This is a genomic window from Enterobacter sp. JMULE2, assembly GCF_013337145.1.
GTDB lineage: Bacteria > Pseudomonadota > Gammaproteobacteria > Enterobacterales > Enterobacteriaceae > Enterobacter > Enterobacter mori.
The window spans coordinates 1,492,003-1,512,308 of sequence record NZ_SGWD01000010.1 but is presented as its reverse complement, the minus strand read 5'-3'; the positions used below and the strand labels follow the sequence as shown (position 1 = coordinate 1,512,308).

Annotated in this window: 18 protein-coding genes; 5 read left to right on the top strand and 13 right to left on the bottom strand. The window is 54.9% G+C overall.

Annotation, left to right across the window (positions count from 1 at the left end; translation table 11 throughout):
* Window positions 1–29 precede the first annotated feature (29 nt).
* Both rplY and EXW94_RS07940 read right to left on the bottom strand, forming a co-directional pair.
* Window positions 30–314 (bottom strand): 50S ribosomal protein L25, encoded by a 285-nt coding sequence (rplY, locus tag EXW94_RS07945; RefSeq protein WP_010433464.1) that lies wholly within the window; start codon window positions 312–314, stop codon window positions 30–32.
* 125 nt (window positions 315–439) lie between these two features.
* Window positions 440–2,200: a DEAD/DEAH box helicase gene (locus tag EXW94_RS07940; protein WP_174339865.1), complete on the bottom strand. Its 1,761-nt coding sequence runs from the start codon at window positions 2,198–2,200 to the stop codon at window positions 440–442.
* A 280-nt stretch (window positions 2,201–2,480) separates the two neighbouring features.
* Between EXW94_RS07940 and rsuA the strand changes: the two genes are divergently transcribed.
* The 3 genes from rsuA to EXW94_RS07925 all read left to right on the top strand — a co-directional run bounded on the left by rsuA (window position 2,481) and on the right by EXW94_RS07925 (window position 5,025).
* The gene (gene rsuA / locus EXW94_RS07935) at window positions 2,481–3,188 is read left to right on the top strand and encodes a 16S rRNA pseudouridine(516) synthase RsuA (RefSeq protein WP_174339864.1); all 708 of its coding nucleotides are present in this window, start codon (window positions 2,481–2,483) and stop codon (window positions 3,186–3,188) included.
* A gap of 16 nt (window positions 3,189–3,204) precedes the next feature.
* Complete coding sequence (locus tag EXW94_RS07930; RefSeq protein WP_042714271.1) at window positions 3,205–4,401, top strand: Bcr/CflA family multidrug efflux MFS transporter; 1,197 nt, start codon at window positions 3,205–3,207, stop codon at window positions 4,399–4,401.
* 279 nt (window positions 4,402–4,680) lie between these two features.
* The gene (locus EXW94_RS07925) at window positions 4,681–5,025 is read left to right on the top strand and encodes a YejG family protein (protein ID WP_010433471.1); all 345 of its coding nucleotides are present in this window, start codon (window positions 4,681–4,683) and stop codon (window positions 5,023–5,025) included.
* A 3-nt stretch (window positions 5,026–5,028) separates the two neighbouring features.
* Here EXW94_RS07925 and yejF read toward each other — a convergent pair whose 3' ends face one another.
* The 9 genes from yejF to EXW94_RS07880 form a co-directional block, all read right to left on the bottom strand.
* Window positions 5,029–6,618 carry a microcin C ABC transporter ATP-binding protein YejF gene (gene yejF / locus EXW94_RS07920; protein WP_010433474.1) on the bottom strand — a complete coding sequence of 530 codons (1,590 nt, stop codon included), beginning with the start codon at window positions 6,616–6,618 and terminating at the stop codon, window positions 5,029–5,031.
* The gene (locus EXW94_RS07915; protein ID WP_174339863.1) at window positions 6,619–7,644 is read right to left on the bottom strand and encodes an ABC transporter permease; all 1,026 of its coding nucleotides are present in this window, start codon (window positions 7,642–7,644) and stop codon (window positions 6,619–6,621) included.
* Complete coding sequence (locus EXW94_RS07910) at window positions 7,644–8,738, bottom strand: microcin C ABC transporter permease YejB (protein ID WP_042714263.1); 1,095 nt, start codon at window positions 8,736–8,738, stop codon at window positions 7,644–7,646. The genes EXW94_RS07915 and EXW94_RS07910 overlap by 1 nt, the downstream gene beginning before the upstream one ends.
* Before the next feature lie 9 nt (window positions 8,739–8,747).
* Window positions 8,748–10,553, bottom strand: coding sequence for an extracellular solute-binding protein (locus EXW94_RS07905; protein ID WP_174339862.1), 1,806 nt, complete (start codon window positions 10,551–10,553; stop codon window positions 8,748–8,750).
* Window positions 10,554–10,617: 64 nt separating this feature from the next.
* Window positions 10,618–12,171, bottom strand: coding sequence for a cyclic di-GMP phosphodiesterase (locus EXW94_RS07900; RefSeq protein WP_174339861.1), 1,554 nt, complete (start codon window positions 12,169–12,171; stop codon window positions 10,618–10,620).
* 127 nt (window positions 12,172–12,298) lie between these two features.
* Window positions 12,299–12,868 carry a bifunctional murein DD-endopeptidase/murein LD-carboxypeptidase gene (gene mepS, locus EXW94_RS07895; RefSeq protein ID WP_010433488.1) on the bottom strand — a complete coding sequence of 190 codons (570 nt, stop codon included), beginning with the start codon at window positions 12,866–12,868 and terminating at the stop codon, window positions 12,299–12,301.
* 434 nt (window positions 12,869–13,302) lie between these two features.
* A complete protein-coding gene (locus EXW94_RS07890) occupies window positions 13,303–13,998 on the bottom strand; it encodes a phosphatase PAP2 family protein (protein ID WP_089597986.1) in 696 nt (231 codons plus the stop codon).
* Window positions 13,999–14,031: 33 nt separating this feature from the next.
* Complete coding sequence (locus EXW94_RS07885) at window positions 14,032–15,018, bottom strand: GTP-binding protein (protein WP_174339860.1); 987 nt, start codon at window positions 15,016–15,018, stop codon at window positions 14,032–14,034.
* A 124-nt stretch (window positions 15,019–15,142) separates the two neighbouring features.
* Window positions 15,143–16,609 carry a mannitol dehydrogenase family protein gene (locus EXW94_RS07880; RefSeq protein WP_174339859.1) on the bottom strand — a complete coding sequence of 489 codons (1,467 nt, stop codon included), beginning with the start codon at window positions 16,607–16,609 and terminating at the stop codon, window positions 15,143–15,145.
* Between the two features lie 205 nt (window positions 16,610–16,814).
* On the opposite strand from EXW94_RS07880, the gene uxuA reads away from it, so the two are divergent.
* Window positions 16,815–18,005 (top strand): mannonate dehydratase, encoded by a 1,191-nt coding sequence (gene uxuA / locus EXW94_RS07875; RefSeq protein ID WP_174339858.1) that lies wholly within the window; start codon window positions 16,815–16,817, stop codon window positions 18,003–18,005.
* A 119-nt stretch (window positions 18,006–18,124) separates the two neighbouring features.
* Here uxuA and yeiP read toward each other — a convergent pair whose 3' ends face one another.
* The gene (gene yeiP, locus EXW94_RS07870; RefSeq protein ID WP_008500940.1) at window positions 18,125–18,697 is read right to left on the bottom strand and encodes an elongation factor P-like protein YeiP; all 573 of its coding nucleotides are present in this window, start codon (window positions 18,695–18,697) and stop codon (window positions 18,125–18,127) included.
* Between the two features lie 164 nt (window positions 18,698–18,861).
* On the opposite strand from yeiP, the gene EXW94_RS07865 reads away from it, so the two are divergent.
* Complete coding sequence (locus EXW94_RS07865) at window positions 18,862–19,116, top strand: YkgJ family cysteine cluster protein (protein WP_108416608.1); 255 nt, start codon at window positions 18,862–18,864, stop codon at window positions 19,114–19,116.
* Here EXW94_RS07865 and setB read toward each other — a convergent pair.
* On the bottom strand, window positions 19,113–20,294 hold the full coding sequence (setB, locus tag EXW94_RS07860; RefSeq protein WP_174339857.1) for a sugar efflux transporter SetB: 1,182 nt from the start codon (window positions 20,292–20,294) through the stop codon (window positions 19,113–19,115). The two genes, EXW94_RS07865 and setB, sit on opposite strands and share 4 nt — an antisense overlap.
* Window positions 20,295–20,306 lie beyond the last annotated feature (12 nt).

The window sequence follows — 20,306 nt, the reverse complement described above, 5'->3', positions numbered from 1 at the left end:
AGCGGGGTTTTTATTCGACGAGTTTGCGATTACGCGCGAACGAAGTCGATGTGAGACAGTTTTGGCTTGAACGGGTGACGCTGTACAGCCTGAACCTTCACTTTTTCTTCTTTACCGCCAACAACGATGGTCAGAACTTCGCTGTAGAATTCAGCTTTGGTCTGCAGGTTCCATACTTTGTCGTGGTCCAGTTCGATTGCAACTGGAGCAGCTTCGCCACCGTAAACGATAGCTGGGAACTTGTTGGCGTTACGCAGGCGGCGGCTCGCACCCTTACCCTGCACGTTACGTACTTCTGCTTCGATAGTGAACATTGATTTCTCTCTGTATTTAAAACCCTACTACAGGCGACCCAGCAGCAGGTGAGTGTTCTGCCTCACGGATGTGAAGCGGGCGGCATTTTATACTCAAATGCCCCTCACATCAACGAAAAGTCCCGTTAACCGCGCAATTCATTTGCCCGGCGGAAGCGTCCTTCGTAGTCGAAGACCTTCTCACGCACCTGCCAGAACTGGCCTTTCCTGCGGGCGACAACAAAATCCGGGTGGCGCAGCAGCGCCTGCTGATGAACGATATCGGCAACGGTTATCCAGCGCAACGGCACCCCCGGCGTACGGGTGTGCGGGCGGATAAAGAGCTGCTCGAAAGCCGTTCGCTGCGCAGGTGTGTGCACCCGGAAACGCTCGCTGACGTCTGCACCATCCTCATCGTAGTAGGTGATTTTCAGCCACTCGCCTTTTTCATCCGCGCCGGGCTGCATCGCCATGCCGGAACAACGCAGCACCAGGGCATCTTTCAGCTTCAGCGCAGCCTTAAGCATGTCATCAGGGTCGACCAGGATCGTGTCACACTCCCGGCAGCGACGGGCGGCAATATCGTTTTCGGCATTGCACTGCGGACAGTTTTTAAAGCGGAAACGAAAATCGCACTGCTCGCGATGGCCTTCATCGTCTTCAAACCAGCCCTGACAGCGGCGGCCAAAGTGTTCGATCAGCGTACCGTCGGCGGTGGTTTTTCCCCAGAAGGTATTGGCAAACCCGCAGGCGGGACAAAACACCTGGACCGGCACGTTGTCACTTTTGCCTTTCGGTGTGCCGACCTCAGGGGAGTACAGATCGTGCGGATTCCCGGCGTAATCCAGAATCAGGCAGTCGGTTTTGCCCGGCGAGAGGCGCAGGCCGCGGCCCACAATCTGCTGATAGAGACTCACCGATTCGGTCGGGCGTAAAATAGCAATCAGGTCAACGTGCGGCGCATCAAACCCGGTGGTTAACACCGACACGTTGACCAGATAGCGAAACCGCTGCGCTTTGAAGTCGTCGATCAGGCTGTCGCGCTCCGGACCGGGCGTTTCGCCGGTGATCAGCGCCGCGTCGTCAGCGGGCAGCAACCCGGTAATTTCTCGGGCATGCTCAACGGTGGCCGCAAAGATCATCACCCCTTTGCGCGTCTGCGCAAACTCTTCAATCTGGCTGATGATGTGCGGGGTAATGCGCTTTTGTTTTTTCAGCTCCTGATTAAGATCGGCCTCGCTGAATAATCCGTTGCTTTGCACCTGCAGGCGGCTGAAGTCGTACTGCACCACCGGCATATCCAGCCGCTCCGGCGGCGTCAGGTAGCCATGTTTAATCATGTAGCGTAGCGGAAGCTCATAAATGCAGTCGCTGAACAGGGCTTTCGCATCCCCGCGCACCATGCCGTGATAATGGAAGTGATAAATCCAGCCTTTCCCCAGACGAAACGGCGTGGCCGTCAGGCCGAGAAGGCGAATGTGAGGGTTCACTTCCTTCAGATGCGTCAGGATTTGCTGATACTGGCTGTCGTCGTCATCGCTGATGCGGTGGCACTCGTCGACAATCAACAGTGAAAACTCGCTGCGAAACAGGTCCAGGTTACGGGCGACCGACTGCACGCTGCCAAACACCACTTTGCCGTGACTCTCTTTGCGCTTCAGCCCGGCGGCGAAAATATCGGCCTCAAGTCCAAGCGCACAATATTTGGCATGGTTTTGCGCTACCAGCTCTTTAACGTGCGCCAGCACCAGCACGCGCCCGCGTGCCAGACGCGCCAGCTCGGCGATGACAAGGCTTTTGCCTGCACCTGTCGGGAGCACGATGGCTGCCGGTTCCCGATGTTTACGGAACCAGGCGAGGGTGGCGTCGACGGCTTCTTGCTGATAGGGGCGAAGTGTAAAAGTCATAGGGTCTCGGTTTCGTTATTCCGCACATATACCCGTCATACTTCAAGTTGCCTGTGCGTTGGCTGCACTCGTTCACCCCGGTCACTTACTTATGTAAGCTCCCGGGGATTCACTCCTTTGCCGCCTTCATGCAACTCGAATTATTTAGGGTATAGATAGTATGCCACGAAACTTTTTCCCTTGAGTGGCGCAACCAGACCATTATACTGAACCGTTCTTGACTGCTTCTTTTTCGGGCGCGTTGTCCGACTTCCAGCACCATTAAGGCTAAAAAGATTTCATGCGACTTGATAAGTTTATCGCTCAGCAACTCGGCGTAAGCCGCGCTATTGCCGGGCGCGAGATTCGCGCCAGCCGCGTTACCGTGGATGGCGATATTGTGAAAGACACCGCTTTCAAACTCCAGCCTGAACATCAGGTGGAGTATGACGGCAATCCGCTGACCCAGCAGCACGGTCCGCGCTATTTCATGCTCAACAAACCGGAAGGCTACGTCTGTTCAACGGACGATCCGGATCACCCGACGGTGCTCTATTTCCTCGATGAGCCAGTGGCGCACAAGCTGCATGCCGCAGGTCGTCTGGATATCGATACTACCGGTCTGGTGCTGATGACCGATGACGGTCAGTGGTCTCACCGCATCACCTCTCCGCGCCATCACTGCGAGAAAACCTATCTGGTCACGCTGGGGTCGCCGGTATCGGATGACACGGCAGAGCAATTCACCAAAGGCGTTCAGCTGCATAATGAAAAAGATCTGACCAAACCGGCGGTGCTTGAAGTCATCACCCCGACGGAAGTGCGTCTGACCATCAGCGAAGGTCGCTATCACCAGGTGAAACGGATGTTCGCCGCAGTGGGCAACCACGTTGTGGGCCTGCATCGTGAACGTATTGGTGCGATTGAGCTTGACCCGGAACTCGAGCCAGGCGAATACCGCCCGTTAACGGAAGAAGAGATCGCCAGCGTCGGTCTGCCTTCACGCTAAATTTCAGGAGAACTCTGTGACCACCAGGCCACACTCGTCTTTCAAGATCGTTTTCATCCTTGGCCTGCTGGCGATGCTGATGCCGCTCTCCATCGATATGTATCTGCCCGCGTTGCCGGTGATTTCCGCGCAGTTTGGCGTACCGGCGGGCAGCGCGCAGATGACGCTCAGTACCTATATTCTCGGTTTTGCTATCGGTCAGCTTCTGTATGGGCCGATGGCGGATAGCCTTGGGCGCAAGCCTGTTATCCTGGGCGGAACGCTGGTCTTTGCGGGTGCAGCCGTCGCCTGTGCGCTGGCGCAGAGTATCGATCAGCTGATTATCATGCGCTTTTTCCACGGTCTGGCCGCCGCCGCCGCGAGCGTGGTGATCAACGCCCTGATGCGCGATGTCTACCCGAAAGAAGAGTTCTCCCGCATGATGTCGTTCGTCATGCTGGTCACCACCATTGCGCCGCTGGTGGCCCCGATGGTCGGTGGTGCCGTGCTGGTGTGGTTCAGCTGGCACGCCATTTTCTGGATCCTGGCGGTTGCCGCGCTGCTGGCGTCGGCGATGATCTTCTTCTTTATTGATGAAACGCTGCCCGTCGAGCGTCGGCAGAAGTTCCACATTCGTACGACAATGGGGAATTTCGCCTCGCTGTTTCGCCATAAGCGCGTGCTGAGCTACATGCTGGCGAGCGGCTTCAGCTTTGCCGGGATGTTCTCCTTCCTGAGCGCCGGGCCGTTTGTTTATATCGAACTGAACCACGTTTCACCGCAGCACTTTGGCTATTACTTTGCGCTGAACATCGTGTTTCTGTTTGTTATGACCATCATCAACAGCCGCTTTGTACGGCGGGTAGGGGCGATCAATATGTTCCGCGCCGGGCTGTGGATCCAGTTCGTTATGGCTATCTGGATGGTGGTGAGCGCGTTTCTGGGGATTGGCTTCTGGGCGCTGGTGGTGGGCGTGGCGGCGTTTGTCGGCTGCGTGTCGATGATCTCTTCCAACGCGATGGCGGTCATCCTCGACGAATTCCCGCATATGGCAGGCACGGCGTCGTCACTGGCGGGGACGTTCCGCTTTGGGATTGGCGCTGTCGTTGGGGCGCTGCTCTCGATGGCCACGTTTAACACCGCATGGCCGATGCTGTGGGCTATCGCTTTCTGCGCAACCAGCTCCATTCTTTTCTATCTTTATGCCAGTCGGCCGCGTAAAGCCGCTCACTAAAGCACGCTGAAGGCCCGATTCGGGCCTTTTTTGTTGATGCATATCAACCAAAGCGCTGTTCGTTTACCCTGTGTTTGTTTCTTTTATGTAAAATCTATTTATGTAAAAAGTCACATCATTGTATTTAAAAAGGTTGAGTTAGATCGCAGAAACGGGTACATATAGCGCCCACGCGAGCCTGCAATGCCTATAAAAACCGCTAAATAGTGCAGGTTTACAATCATGTGATACTATAAATGTAAATAAATTGTGAAGTAATTTTGCTTCCGGGGAACGAACGTGAATACATTACAACTCTCCATTGTCCATCGCTTGCCCCAGAGCTATCGCTGGTCGGCGGGTTTTGCAGGTTCGAAAGTTGAACCGATTCCGCAAAGCGGCGCAGGGTGCGAGAATTGTCTGGTTGCGCTCAAACTGCTGAGTCCGAGCGACGAAAATGCATGGCCGGTGATGGAGCGCCTCAGTCAGGCGCTGACGGATATCGAAGTGGATAGCTCCGTGCTGGAATGCGAAGGCGAGCCTTGCCTGTTTGTGAACAGCCAGGATGAATTCGCTGCCACCTGCCGTCTGAAAAACTTCGGCGTGGCAATTGCCGAGCCTTTCTCTGGTCAATATCCTTTCTGAGCGCTAGTCTGCTGACAGTAGCTGGCGCGTGTAGCTCTGCGTCGGCGCAGTGAATACGCGCTGGCACTCTCCCTGTTCGACGACTTCTCCCTGCCGCAACACAATCACCTGATGGCACAACGCCCGCACCACCTGTAAATCGTGGCTGATGAAGATATAGGCCAGCCGATGTTTCTCCTGTAACCCTTTTAACAGCGTCAGGATCTGCGCCTGTACGGTTCTGTCCAGTGAAGAGGTGGGTTCATCAAGAATGATCAACTCAGGTTTCAGGATCAACGCGCGGGCAATCGCGATGCGCTGGCGCTGACCGCCGGAAAATTCCGCAGGATAGCGGTGGCGCGTAGCGGGATCTAATCCCACTTCAGCCATGACAAGCATGACCTCTTCTTCACGTTGCTGAGCGCTCAGCGTGGGACGATGTACGCGCAAACCCTCTTCAACAATCTGCAAAATACTCAGTCTTGGGTTAAGCGAGGAGTTGGGATCCTGAAAAACAACCTGCATGCGTGGACGCACGGGCAACATCTGGCGACGGTTCCGGGTGTGCAGCGGCATGCCGTCAAAGAGGATCTCACCCTGCGAGGCGATTAAGCGCAGCAGCGCCAGACCGGTGGTGCTCTTGCCGGAACCCGACTCACCAACCAGCCCCAGCGATTCACCGGGACGCAGAGAGAAGCGAATATCTTTCAGAACCGGGTTCCGATCGACAACGCGCCGTAAAATGCCTTTACGAACGGGAAATGAAACGCCCAGCCCCTCAACGCGCAGCAGCGGCTCGCTGTCGGCATCCAGGGGAACGGGATCGCCGGAGGGTTCGCTGTTGAGCAGGCGCTGCGTATAGGGGTGTTGAGGTGCCGTCAGCAGCGAGGCTGCCGTATTTTGCTCAACACATCGTCCGTTTTGCATCACCGCCACGCTGTCAGCCAGCTTTCTTACGATGCCCAGGTTGTGCGTAATAAACAGCAGGCTCATGTTCAGCTCGTCACGCAGTTCCCGCAGCAGCGTCAAAATCTGCGCCTGAACCGTCACGTCCAGTGCCGTCGTCGGTTCATCGGCGATCAGCAGTTCAGGACGCGTCAGCAGCGCCATGGCGATCATCACGCGCTGACGTTCTCCGCCGGAGAGCTGGTGCGGAAAATCGGTCAGTCGTTTGGCGGCATTGCGAATGCCCGTGCGCTCAAGGCAATCGAGAATTTCACCCCGCGCCGCCTCTTTGCGCATGCCCCGGTGAAGTGACAGCACTTCGTAGAGCTGTTTTTCCAGCGTATGCAGCGGGTTGAGCGAGACCATCGGCTCCTGAAAAATCATGGCAATCTTATTGCCGCGGATCCCGCGCAGGGTTTGCTCATCCGCATGCAGCAGCGAACTGCCATGGAACAGAATGTCACCCTGCGGATAGCTGACCGGCGGGGAAGGGAGCAGACGCAGGATAGAGAGGGCCGAAACGCTCTTACCGGAACCCGATTCCCCCACCAGCGCCAGCGTTTCGCCGCGCTGGATCTGCAGTGACAGGTCATTCACCACCGTGCGGGTTTCGCCCTGCTTCGAAAAGGCAATAGACAGGTTTTCAATGCTCAGAAGAGGTTGCGTCATCTATACCGCCTTGTCGGGATCAAAGGCATCGCGCACGGCTTCGCCAATAAAGATCAGCAGCGAAAGCAGCACGGCCACCGAGAGAAACGCAGTGATGCCAAGCCACGGCGCCTGAAGATTGTTCTTGCCTTGCAGCAATAGTTCGCCGAGCGATGGCGAGCCGAGCGGCAGCCCAAAACCAAGGAAATCAAGCGAGGTGAGGGTGGTGATGGAACTGCACAAAATAAAGGGCAGAAAGGTCAGGGTTGCGACTACGGCGTTGGGGAGCATATGGCGGAAAATAATCGCCCCATCGCTGACCCCCAGCGCCTGTGCGGCACGGATATAGTCAAAGTTCCGCGTGCGCAGAAATTCCGCGCGCACTACGCCCACCAGCGCCATCCAGCCAAACAGGACGGTGATCCCCAGCAGCCACCAGAAGCCAGGCTGCACGACGCTGGAAAGCAGGATGATCAGAAACAGCGTTGGCATTCCTGACCAGACTTCAATGATGCGTTGCCCCCAGAGATCGAGCTTTCCGCCGTAATAGCCCTGAACGGCACCCGCGACGACACCCATCACGCTGGAAAAGAGCGTCAGCATCAGCCCGAAGAGCAGAGAGATCCGCGTGCCGTAGAGAATGCGCGCCAGCACGTCACCGCCGTTCGCGTCGGTTCCCAGCCAGTTCTGCGCGGAGGGAGGCGAAGGGAAGGGAGTTGAGGTAGCAAAGTTTATGCTGTTTGCGCCAAAGCGAATGGGGGCCCAGAGCGCCCAGCCGTGCCTGTCGATTTGATCGCGAAGCCACGGATCCTGATATTCAGCCGGGGTCGCAAACGGGCCGCCAAAATCACTCTCGCTGTAGTTGTTCAACACAGGCACATACCAGCGGTCGTTAAAATGCACCAGCAGCGGCTTATCGTTCGCAATCAGCTCGGCGCACATGCTTAAGATAAACAGCACGGCGAAGATCCACAGCGACCAGTAGCCGCGGCGGTTGTGGCGAAAGCGTGCCCAGCGGGCCTGGTTGACGGGGCTTAAACGCGGCATCAGCGGCCCTCAAAATCGATTCGGGGATCGACCAGCGTATAGCTGATATCACTGATGATATTCAGCAGCAGGCCAATCAGGGTGAAAATATAGAGTGTGCCAAACATGACCGGGTAATCGCGCGAGACGGTGGCCTCATAGCCCAGCAGTCCCAGACCGTTCAGGGAGAACATCACCTCTATCAGCAGCGAGCCGGTAAAAAACATACTGATGAAGGTGGCCGGGAATCCGGCAATCACCAGCAGCATCGCGTTGCGGAAAACGTGCTTCCACATGATCTGTTTTTCACCCACGCCCTTTGCGCGCGCGGTGACAACATACTGTTTGCGGATTTCATCAAGAAAGGCGTTTTTGGTCAGCATCGTCAGCGCTGCAAAACCGCCAATGACCGTCGCGAGCACCGGCAGCGTGATGTGCCAGAAATAATCGGTGATTTTTTGATACCACGGCAGGGTGCTGAAATCAGCTGACACCAATCCCCGGAGCGGGAAAATATCGAAATAACTCCCCCCGGCGAAAAAGACGATAAGCAGAACCGCAAACAGAAACGCCGGAATCGCATAGCCGATGATGATGAACGTGCTACTCCAGATATCAAAGCGGCTGCCATTGTAGACCGCTTTTCGAATGCCCAACGGAATGGAGACCAGATAGATAATCAACGTTCCCCACAGACCAAGGGTGACGGAAACCGGCAGGCTTTGCTTAATTAACGTCAGCACGGATGCGCTGCGAAACAGGCTATCGCCAAAATCAAAGCGGACGTAATCCCAGAGCATCTTGAAATAACGCTCATGCAGCGGTTTATCAAAGCCGTAGCGATGGGTGATCTCGGCGATCACCTCGGGATCCAACCCGCGCCCGCCGCGGTAGTGGCTTTCGCTGATATTCCCCACGCCGGTCCTTGCGTGACTTGCGCCCATCCCTTCACCGCCGCCGCCGGGCATTCCCCCGCTGTGGCCAAATTCCACGGCGGCGATAGCTTGATCCACCGGTCCGCCAGGGGCAATCTGGACGATGAAAAAGTTAATCGTGATGATGGCCCACAGCGTCGGGATAACCAGCAGCAAGCGGCGGATCAGATAAGCACCCATTGTTATTCCTTAACGCCGCTCTGCGGGCAGTTTGGCGGCTTTGTTCACGTCATACCACCAGGTATCGAAACCCAGCGTATAGACAGGGCGTACAGAGGGCAGCGAGAATTTGTCCCAACGGGCAAGGCGATCTTCGCCCATGTACCACATTGGCAGCATGTAGTAGTTCCAGGTTAACACCCTGTCGAGCGCGCGGCCAAGCGGAAGCAATTTTTCTTTATCGCCCTGCGCGGCCACGATTTTCTCAATCAGCGCGTCGATCGCCGGGCTCTTAACGCCGGGGGCATTGTAGGAGGAGTTGATATAGCTGGAGGCCCATGAAATTTGCAAATCGCCGCTGGGCCACGGCTGCGCGGCCCACAGGCTCTGCATCATATCGTAATCCCGGCTGCGCTTGCGGTTGGTGAGCTGAGCGATATCCACCTGGCGGATATTCAGAGTAATTCCCAGCCGGGCGAGATTCTGCTTAAACGGCAGTACCCACTGGTCATTTGCCCCTGAAGCGAGCAGGAGCTCGAAACTCAGCGGTTTGCCCGTTTGCACGTTCACCCGTTTTTGATTTTTCAGGTGCCATCCCGCCTCATCCAGCAGCGCGCTGGCTTTCAGAAGGTTGTCACGGTCAAAGCCCTTACCGTCGGATTTAGGCGGTTCAAACACGCTCGTAAAGACCTCTGGCGGGAGTTCCGCCTTCAGCGGAGCCAGCAAGACCAGCTCATCGGCATCAGGATAGTCGCGAGCGGCATATTCAGTGTTCTGGAAATAGCTGTTAGCGCGGCTGTAGGCACCGTAAAACAGCGCCTTGTTCATCCACTCGAAATCGAACGCCAGGGTAATTGCCTCGCGCACCCGACGGTCGCTGAATACCGGGCGCTGGATGTTAAACGCCAGCCAGCGGGTATCCTGGGCAGATTCATTTTTATGCTCGTCTTTAACGATGTAACCGTTGGCAAAGTTTTTCCCGATATAGCGCGTAGCCCAGTTTTTAGCGCTGCTCTCCACGCGCAAATCAAACGCACCCGCCTTGAACGCCTCAAACGCCACGTTATCGTCAAGGTAATAATCATAGCGAAGGGTGTCAAAGTTCCAGCGGCCACGGTTTACCGGAAGATTAGCAGCCCAGTAATCTTTGACCCGGGAATAGACCACATACTGCCCCATACGCCAGTCGGTAATGCGATACGGGCCACCCGCCAGCGGCGGCGTGGAGAGCGGGTCGCTCAGCTTGTGGTTTTTCCAGAAGGACTCAGGCATGACGGGCAAGGAGAACAGGCTCAGCATATTCTCTTTGTTAGGTTCGCTCAGTTCGATACGCACGGTCAGCGGGGCGATAGCTTTTACGGTGGTGCCTTTGTACACCAGACGGAACTGCGGGACCCCTTCGGTCATAAACTTGTGAAACGTGAAGGCCACGTCGCGGGCGCTAACCGGCGTGCCATCATGAAAACGCGCCTGCGGGTTAAGTGAAATTTCGGCCCACGCGAAGTTATCCGCGTAACGTACGTTTTCCGCCACCAGCGGGTAGTAGCTGCCCGGCTCATCGTCTGACGTCACAAACAGCGTGTCATAGAGGGACTCCGTACGCGCCGCCGCCACGCCGCGCAGGGCAAAGCGGTTAAAGTTATCGAAGGTGCCCGTGGCTGAGAGCGTCACGTTTCCACCTTTAGGCGCGGCGGGGTTGACGTAATCGTAGTGGGTAAAATTAACCGCGTATTTAGGTTCGCCAATCACCGCGAATGCCGTGCTCTCTTTGATGGTTTGCGCCTGGCTGGACAGGCTCACCACCGCCATTAACATCACTACGACGCGCATAAACATCTCGTGGCGGATCCTTCGTTCACATTAAAACTGAATAATAAGTGACGTCGCCGCCATTGTGAAATTATTCACCGGACATCATATTGGGTTGCCATGTGCGAAACTGCGCCAGCGGCATAGGGCGGCTGATCCAGTATCCCTGCAGGAAGTTAACGCCATGCTCGCGCAGCCAGGCCGCCTGCTCAGGCGTTTCCACCCCTTCGGCGACGGTGGACATGTTCAGTCGCCTTGCGAGGGTCAATACGGCATCAAGTACGGGCGATGTAACGGTTTCGGTTCCAATGGCATTGACAAAACCCCGGTCGATCTTGATGTAGTCCATTGTGAAATGCTCGAGATAAATCAGGGCACTGTGGCCGGTCCCGAAATCATCAATCGCGATTTCAAAGCCTTCATTGTGTAGCCATTCAAAAAGCTGGTTGGCCTCGCGCTGATTAATCATGTCGCGCTCGGTGATTTCCAGTACCGTCTGGAAATGATCGGGCGGCAGCGAGGCGTTGAAGCTTTGCATATCTTCTTTAAAACTCTCCGCATGCAAATGCCCTGGCGCAATGTTTATCCCCAGCTTGGCTCCCGCAGGCAATACGCTTTGTAATACCGGTGCGTCACGAATAATGAGATCAAAAAGATGCAGCGTCAGAGGAACAATCAGCTTTTGCGCTTCAGCAAAGTTAATAAACGCATCCGGTGGGATTTCGCCCATCGTCGGGTGCTTCCAGCGCATCAGCACTTCCACACCGCGCATTTTCAGCTCTTTAGCATCGACCACGGGCTGATACACCACATAGAACTGATTGTGCTTAATCGCGGTTAAAATTTCCTTACCCGGATTCAGACGTATGGTCAGGATATAAAAATTGAGCGTTCCGGCGGCTATGCCGCACACCAGCCCGAAGAAGAGGGCGAAGAGGATTTCCTCGCTGGTCCAGGCTTCGGCATAGATCTTGATGGTCAGAGGGATGTCTTTCAGCGTGGCGGTGCGGGCGGCGTGTTCATGGAGATCTTCCGCCTTAACCAGCGTGCTGGACATCGTCGACAACGCGTTGTCGCCAATGATGATGGCAATACCCGCGAACTCGTCCTGACGCGCGGCATAGAGCAGGTATGGTGTCAGATTGAGATTCACCGAGGTAAAGACGCCGCCGTCCTTAACCAACGGATTACGGTACCAGATGGCAATGGCCGGTTTACTCGGCAGCATGGGCGTGCCGGACAACAGAGCAATATCGATCGGCTTGTTGATGTGCAGCTCGGGTATAAGCGCTTCCATCGGGGAATTCATCGGCCCTGTGGCGGAAGAGCAGAACGCTATTTTGTCTCTGACCAGCAGGAAGGCGCGCACATTAATACTGAAGGCAGCGCGTGAAGTCAGTTCAGCGTTAACCTCATGGCAATTGTTCAGCGTAAGCGGCTGGAGGAGATCGATAGACTCTTTTAGCTCTCCGAAGTAGCTCTCCATGTAGATGCTCACATCTTCAATCAGGGTATCGAATCTGACTTCCCGCTTGTGGTAACTCCAGAAAAACTGCAATGAGCCCAGGAGCAGGGCGACAAACAGCCCTGTGACAATACTGAGAAACAGTATCTTGCGATGACTGGAAAAGTAGCGGGTGAACATAGAGAGCGTGATTCCTGAGTAGCCGCTGAATGTATTCAGTGTAACGGGCAAAAAAAAACACCGCCGAAGCAGTGCTTTTTTTTATTGTATCGCCAGCCAAGGGATAACCAACGATACAATCATCATATTAACTGCGGGTCAATACACGGCGCGCTTCGTTGTAGCGCTTCTTCCAGTACGGTTCATTCATGCTGGAAATGGTCACACCGCTGCTGGTGGAAGCATGAACGAACTGGTCGTTGCCAATGTAAATGCCAACATGTCGACCCGTAGAACCCGCACGGAACAGAACTAAATCACCGGTACGCAGTTTGGAACGTGAAATCGACTTGCCCGTCTCCTGCTGTTCATAGGTTGAACGCGGAAGATCTAACCCAAATTGTTCACGGAAGGTTCGTTGTACGAAACTGGAACAATCAATGCCTTTTTTCGTGCTGCCGCCAAGACGATAACGCACGCCTTTCCAGTCAGCATACTGGTCCATAATACGGGACTTCACGTCCAGATTACGCACCATATTCTCAAATTCATCCTGAGAGGCTTGCAGTGACGAGGAATCTTCTGTTCCCACAACACGCGTCTCAGGATGCATATTCTTAGCGGTGTTCGATGTACTACATGCCGAAAGCAGAACCGCTACTGCTATCGCCGGGATCCCCCGCATGAAATATCTCAAAATCGGTTGAGATTTGACCATTTTGTTTATTTTCCCTTGAAGTCCTTAACGATAAATATCGTTATAAAAATGCCAAACGTGACGAGACTAATTAGCTGTTCACATTGAGACAATTCTTTCTGGTCAGATTTGTGGCGCAGTGCACAAATTTATTCACCATGATAATAATTATCTCAGTGGGGCAAAACGAGTTCGAGATTAACCGATTGCAAGGGGCATTGCGAGCAAAAAAGTCCGATTTTTTATAAGAAATTGTGATACCGAGAGTAAAAAAACGTAAATGCCCCAAAATGCCGTCAGAAGCGGCTGCAGCTCAGGCAATTGCTTCATTTTCAACATGAATGAGATGACAAGAATATGACGGCGCGGGGCAATTGAAGAGAGGGGACTATCAGGGAACGAAATGATCCCCGATAGTTTGCGTTAATTACGATGGGTTATTTGTTTAGAACTTGTTACTTATCGCCAGGCAGGTAACGATTAAAAATGGCTATTAATCGATCGCTTAACGGCGTCATCAGCACCCATGGCAAACCAATCAGCACCGCAGAGAGCGAACCCACAACAATATCCGTCAGCCAGTGAGCGCCGATCATGACGCGCGGGAAAGCAAACACCACCACAATTACCAGCGCCGTCGCAAAGGCTTTTTTGCCAAAATAGCGCAGCATGAATGCTGAAAAAATAAGCAGCATCATACCGTGATCGCCGGGGAAACTGTCCTTTGACGCATCTTTAGTCGGGATATGCAGTAATTCGCTGACGCGGTGAATATCCGGGAAATAGAGCGAAGGACTTGCGCGTTTTACCGGCATCAAATGTTGCGCCAGCTGGTTAATCACTACCGCAGTCAGCAGCATGACCAGGCCTGTGATCACAATGCGGCGACGTCCTGTTTTATCTTCTTTCAGCCAGAAAGAGAGCATCAGGCAGCCCATGGCCAGCAGTGAACAGCCGTCGAAGGCGCGATTGTTGGTAATCGCGACCAGCCACAGGAAGGTTTCACTCTTCACCAGCGCCTGGTTGAAGAAGTGGAAAATACCGGAATCCAGCGGGAACCAGAAACCATGGTTCACCGGCAGATACCAGGATAAAAAGAGTGCCAGACCGGCAGCATTCAGCAGCAGTATTAAGGGAAATCGAGTCGTCATAACGTTCAGCATCGTTTGAAATCTGGGGCAACGTTAGCCGTCGGAACTTAAACGAAGCTTCAACAGGTTGGTCTGCAGCGCGTTCCAGTCGGCGTTAACCGCACTAATTAACTCTATCCGGCTGTCCGGGGGGGCAACATTTTGCGTTTCGATAAAGAAATCTGCGCCCTGGCGATTGATGCGTACCAGCCCGTCCGGGGTTCGCATAATGCCTTTGACGCGATCGACCGGAGCAAGTCTGGCCCATTCCAGAATCCCGATGGTGTCGAAAACCGTATCGGCATCGAAGATCCATCCGCAAGCCTGGTAGCCCTGACCGCTATTGAGATTACGACGCCAGCGCTGATGTGCCGGCAGGCTCAGGGCAGCCAGACCCTGCTTCACCGCGTGGCTATGCGCGTGTTCCGCGCTGACGGGCAGTTCCGCCAGGTTCAGACGAGGGAGATCGAGCAGGGCATTGTCAATTTTGCCCTGAGTGGTGTGAACCCGTTGACGATCGCCGCCGAAATGTTGCCACCAGGCATCGAACGCGGCCTGGCTTTCAGCCGTTGCGCGATCCTCTTTATTCGCCACGATGATATCTGCCGCGGCGAGCTGATCGCGGAAGTTTTCATTGGCCACGGCCTTCTCGTCCAGAAGCAGGCGCGGATCCAGAAGACACAGCGTGGCGCGCAGGTCGATCCACGGCTCGTAAACCGGTGCGGTCAGCAAATCGAGGATCTGCTTAGGGTGGCCCAGCCCGGTCGGCTCTATCAGCAGACGGTCCGGTTTACCCTGGCGCAGCAGCGTGTTCAGCCCGACCTGCATGGGTAAACCATTCACGCAACACATACAGCCGCCCGGGATCTCTTTGATCATTGCCCCGCTGTCAGACAGCAATGCGCCATCGATGCCCACTTCGCCGAATTCGTTGACCAGTACGGCCCACTTTTCTGCCGGGTCTTTATTCGCGAGCAGGTGCAAAATTGAGGTGGTTTTTCCGCTGCCGAGAAAACCGGTGATGAGGTTGGTTTTGGTCACATGCGCTCCCATGACTTACTGTGATGCTATAACAATTAGCCATCATCCTGGCGAAAAAAAAGCGTCATGAGAAGGGGGAAGGGCGAACGGAGAGGTTTTCCGTTCGCCTTAAGGGCAAGAATGGTTAAATTTTTAACGTTTCAATAACAGCCTGACGCGCACCGTAGCGGGTGAGGCGCTGATAGGCTTCGTTTACCGCATCTACAAAGACGCTGTTATGAGGCAGATCCTGTCCAAAGACTTCGCTCAGCGTCAGCAGGGCGTTCACGCGCTCCGCTTCACTGCTGGCCTTGACGAGCGACTGGATTTTATCACTAAGCGGGTCGCGAACATCAATCGCGTCTCCGCGCTCATCCGTGCCGCTGACGTAGCGGATCCAGCCTGCAACCCCCAGCGCCAGCAGCGGCCACGCGCTGTTACGTTCGAGATGGACACGGATCCCATCCAGCATGCGCTGAGGCAGCTTCTGGCTGCCGTCCATCGCGATTTGCCAGGTTCGATGCTGCAATGCGGGGTTTGCAAAACGTTCGATCAGGCTGTCGGCATAGGCCGTGAGATCCACGTCTGTGATGCGCAAAGTGGGAGCCTGCTCGTTCAGCATTACGCGGCGGGCGGCTTCGCGGAAGCTCGCGTCCTCCATGCATTCATTGATATGCGCGTATCCGGCGAGGTATCCCAGATAAGCCAGAAAAGAGTGGCTACCGTTGAGCATCCGCAACTTCATTTGTTCCCACGGTAGAACATCCTTCACCATCTGCACGCCTGCAGCTTCCCAATCAGGGCGTCCGGCGACAAAGTTATCTTCGACCACCCACTGGATAAACGGCTCGCAGCTGATGGCGCAGGGATCTTCAACGCCCAGTTCCTGCGTGATTTCCACAAGCGAGGTCTCCGTTGCGGCGGGGACAATTCTGTCGACCATCGTGCCCGGGAAACTCACGTGAGCATCAATCCACCCGGCCAGCTCAGCGGAACGTTTTTGCGCCATCCCGAGCACGGCATTTTTTACGACGTGGCCGTTGTCCGGGATATTGTCGCAGGAGAGAACGGTAAACGGCGGCAGGCCGCGCTCGCGACGGCGGTGTAGGGCTTCGACCAGGATCCCCGGCGCGGAATGCGGCTCGGTCGGGTTTTCCAGATCGTGCAGGATGCGGGTATTGTGCATATCCAGCTTGCCGGTCGCCGGATCGATGCAATAGCCTTTTTCCGTGATGGTGAGGGAGACAATCGCAACCTGCGGTTCGCAAAATTTCTCAATAATGGCCGCCAGCGAATCGAGTTTGGCGTTCAGACATTCATGTACCGCGCCGACAACAATAGCCTGGTTCCCCTCCGCACCTTTTTCCAGCACGGTAAAGAGATGATCCTGCGCGCGCAGCTGGCTCATCAGCACATCACCGCTGAAGAGGCTAATTTCACAAATACCCCAGTCGCCTCCTTTCTCATTCAGCACCCGGTTTGTTAACAACGCCTGATGCGCGCGGTGAAATGCGCCGAAGCCAAAATGGACAATGCGCGAGCGTAATTGCTGGCGATCGTAGCGAGGCTGCTGCACGCGGGCAGGAAGCGAGGTGGAAGCAATTGTCTTCATGAAATACACACCTGATTAACCATTAATTAACAATGGCAGTGTAAAGTTATATGACAACAAATTAAATTGGTAAGCCGTAAATATCCCCGTTCTGTGAGTTTGATCAATCAATGTGTGGCGCTGTGTTGACCCTTCGCGGTAAACATGTATGGTAGTCGTCATTGCGGTAAATCATATTGGTATAACAACTTGAGAGGGTGAGGCAATGGAACAAACCTGGCGTTGGTACGGGCCGAACGATCCGGTTTCTCTTGATGATGTGCGTCAGGCTGGCGCGACAGGCGTTGTCACGGCACTGCATCATATTCCTAACGGTCAGGTGTGGCCGGTTGAGGAAATTCAAAAGCGTCAGGCGTTGCTGGCGGAGAAGGGGTTAACCTGGTCAGTCGTGGAAAGTATTCCGGTCCACGAGGATATCAAAACCCATACGGGTGAATACCAGACCTGGATTGCTAACTATCAGCAGAGTATCCGTAATCTGGCGACCTGCGGCATTGATACGGTCTGCTATAACTTTATGCCGATTCTGGACTGGACGCGTACCGATCTTGAATACCAGATGGCGGATGGTTCAAAAGCGCTGCGTTTCGACCAGATCGCGTTTGCGGCCTTTGAACTGCACATTCTGAAGCGTCCGGGTGCTGAAGCGGATTACACCGCAGAAGAGCAGCAGCAGGCGCTCGCGTGGTTCCACGCGGCAAGTGAAGCGGATATTGAAAAGCTGACCCGCAACATCATTGCCGGGCTGCCGGGTGCTGAAGAAGGCTACACGCTGGACCAGTTCCGCGCGCGTCTGGCGGAATACGGTGATATCGATAAGAACCAGCTGCGCGAAAACATGGCGTACTTCCTGCGCGCGATAGTACCGGTGGCAGAAGAGTCCGGCGTGCGTCTTGCTGTTCACCCGGACGATCCTCCGCGTCCTATCCTCGGCCTGCCGCGTATCGTGTCGACGATTGAAGATATGCAGTGGCTGAAAGAGACGGTAGACAGTATCTATAACGGCTTTACGATGTGTACCGGTTCTTACGGCGTGCGTGCGGATAACGACCTGGTACGGATGATTGAAACCTTTGGCGATCGTATTCACTTCACGCATTTGCGTGCAACCTGCCGCGAAGAGAACCCAAAAACCTTCCACGAAGCCGCGCACCTGAACGGTGACGTGAATATGGTGGCGGTGGTGGACGCCATTCTGGCGGAAGAAGTGCGCCGTAAGCACGCGGGCGATGTGCGTCCCATTCCGTTCCGTCCGGATCACGGACACCAGATGCTGGACGATCTGCGTAAGAAAACCAACCCAGGCTATTCGGCGATTGGTCGCCTGAAAGGGATGGCAGAAGTGCGCGGCGTTGAGCTGGCGCTGAAGATGACGAAGTATCCGGAGCTTCTGTAAGCTCTGTTGCCCGGAGGCGCTGCGCTTACCGGGCCTACAATAAAAAACCGGCCTGAGAGCCGGTTTTTGTGTTTTTGTTGGTCGGGTAAGGCGAAGCCGCCACCCGACAAACGCCGCAATCAGTCAGCGCGACCCATATAGCGTTTTTCTTCGATATGGATGCGGATCTTCTCGCCAGCAGACAGGTATTCTGGCACCTGCACAACCAGACCGGTAGTCAGGGTAGCCGGTTTGTTACGCGCACTGGCTGACGCGCCTTTGATGCCCGGTGCGGTTTCCACGATTTCCAGATCCACTGTCTGAGGCAGCTCCAGCGCCAGCAGCACGCCGTCCCAGGTCAGCACCTGCATATCCGGCATACCGCCTTCAGGGATAAAGAGCAGCTCTTCTTCGATCTGATCTTTAGTGAAGATGTACGGGGTGTAATCTTCTTTGTCCATGAACACGTATTCGTTGCCGTCGATGTAGGAGAAATCAACATAGCGACGGGTCAGGGTCACGGTATCGACGATATCGTCACCTTTAAAGCGTTCTTCAACTTTGAGGCCGGTACGCACATCGGCGAAACGCATTTTATACAGCGTCGCTGCACCACGGGCGCTAGGTGCCTGAATATCGATATCTTTCACAATCAGCAGTTTGCCGTTGTAATTCAGTACCATACCTTTCTTAATTTCGTTCGCTCTTGGCATTGCAGTAATCCTGTTTACGGGAGGTAAAAAATATCGCGCCAAATTACTCGCGCGCGGCCTTTCAGGCAAGCGGAATTCGTGGCTTTTGCTATCAATACAAAAAAGGTGTTACTGTGCGCCCAATGCCCGACTGCGCGGGCGTTCATCACTGACTGAGAGCATTTATGGATTGTCGTTCAGATTGTGGCGCGTGCTGTACTGCACCGTCCATTTCAAGCCCCATTCCAGGAATGCCAGAGGGCAAGCCTGCCAATACCCGCTGCGTTCAGCTTTCTGACGCTAATCTCTGTATGATCTTTGGGTCGCCCCTGCGCCCGAAGGTGTGCTCCGGGCTTCAGCCTTCCGCGGACATGTGCGGCAGTACGCGAGCGCAGGCGATGACGTACCTGCTTGAGCTGGAAGCGCTCACCGCGCCCTAAACGTCTTTGATCCGCGTCAGACAGGTGATTGTCAGGACGCACATCACCAGGGCAATCCAGAATACCGTGTGGTAGTTCCAGATCTCCGCCACGACACCGGCCATCGAGCCCGCAATAATCCAGCCCACGCGGGTGGTATTAGTATAAAGGGTGGTGGCAGAGCCTGCCTGACCCGGCATTAAATCCTGGAAGTAGAGCATGCCAATCCCGGCGAGAATGCCGATATAGATGGCGTTCAGCAGCTGTAAAGCCAGCAGCAGCGCGGGCGTATGCACCGTCAGCATCCCGACATAGAACAGCAGCCCGGCGACCGCCGCGATGCGCATCAAAAAACGTTTCCCAAAGCGCTTTGCGTAATAGCCAGCAATCAGCATGGTCGGGATCTCAAGGCCAGCGGCCGTCCCCATCATGATGCCCGCCAGCTTCTCCGGCAGGTGCAGTTCATCAATAATAAACAGCGGCATGTTGATGATATAAAGGCTGTTGGTGCCCCACATCAGCGTACAGATGATGAAGAGGAGCAAAGCATCGCGGCGGTTACGACGCGGTGCTTCCAGCGCGCCTGTCGCCAGTTTCGGCTCTTTACGCATTGAGGGCAGGAAGAACCACACCATTGTGCCGCACACAACAAAGGCCACCGCCGCACTCAGGTACATCACCGTAAAGCCAAAGCCCATCGCCAGCGCGTATGCCAGCGGCGGACCAATAACCCATGCCAGCGATACCTGAGCGCGCAGGATTGAACTGAACATCACCGCCTCGCGTCCGGTCTGGTCGGCATGCTCACGGGCAAGGGCAAACATCTGCGGGTTGGCGGTAGAGCCAAAACTGCTCAGAAATACCCCAACAAAAAGCAAAATGAAATAGTTACGGTTCCAGGCAAACAGCACGCAGGCGAATACCCCCAGCAGGCAACAAAAGACAATCAGGCTTTTGCGATCGCCCTTTCTGTCGGAACGTCCTGCCAGAAACTGGCTGACCAGGATGCCGATGATGGCGCTGCCGGTAAAGAAGAAGCCGACCATCGCCGGACGGACGTGGACTTCATTGGTCAGAAATAAACTCAGCGTGGGCGTTTGTAAGGCCCCGGCGATCCCGGTAAGGAAAGCAACGATCAAAAACGCCGTTGACGTCAAATCAAGGGGCTTTGGTGAGGCGGCAGCGGCGGTGTTATGCATGTTTTGGTATCA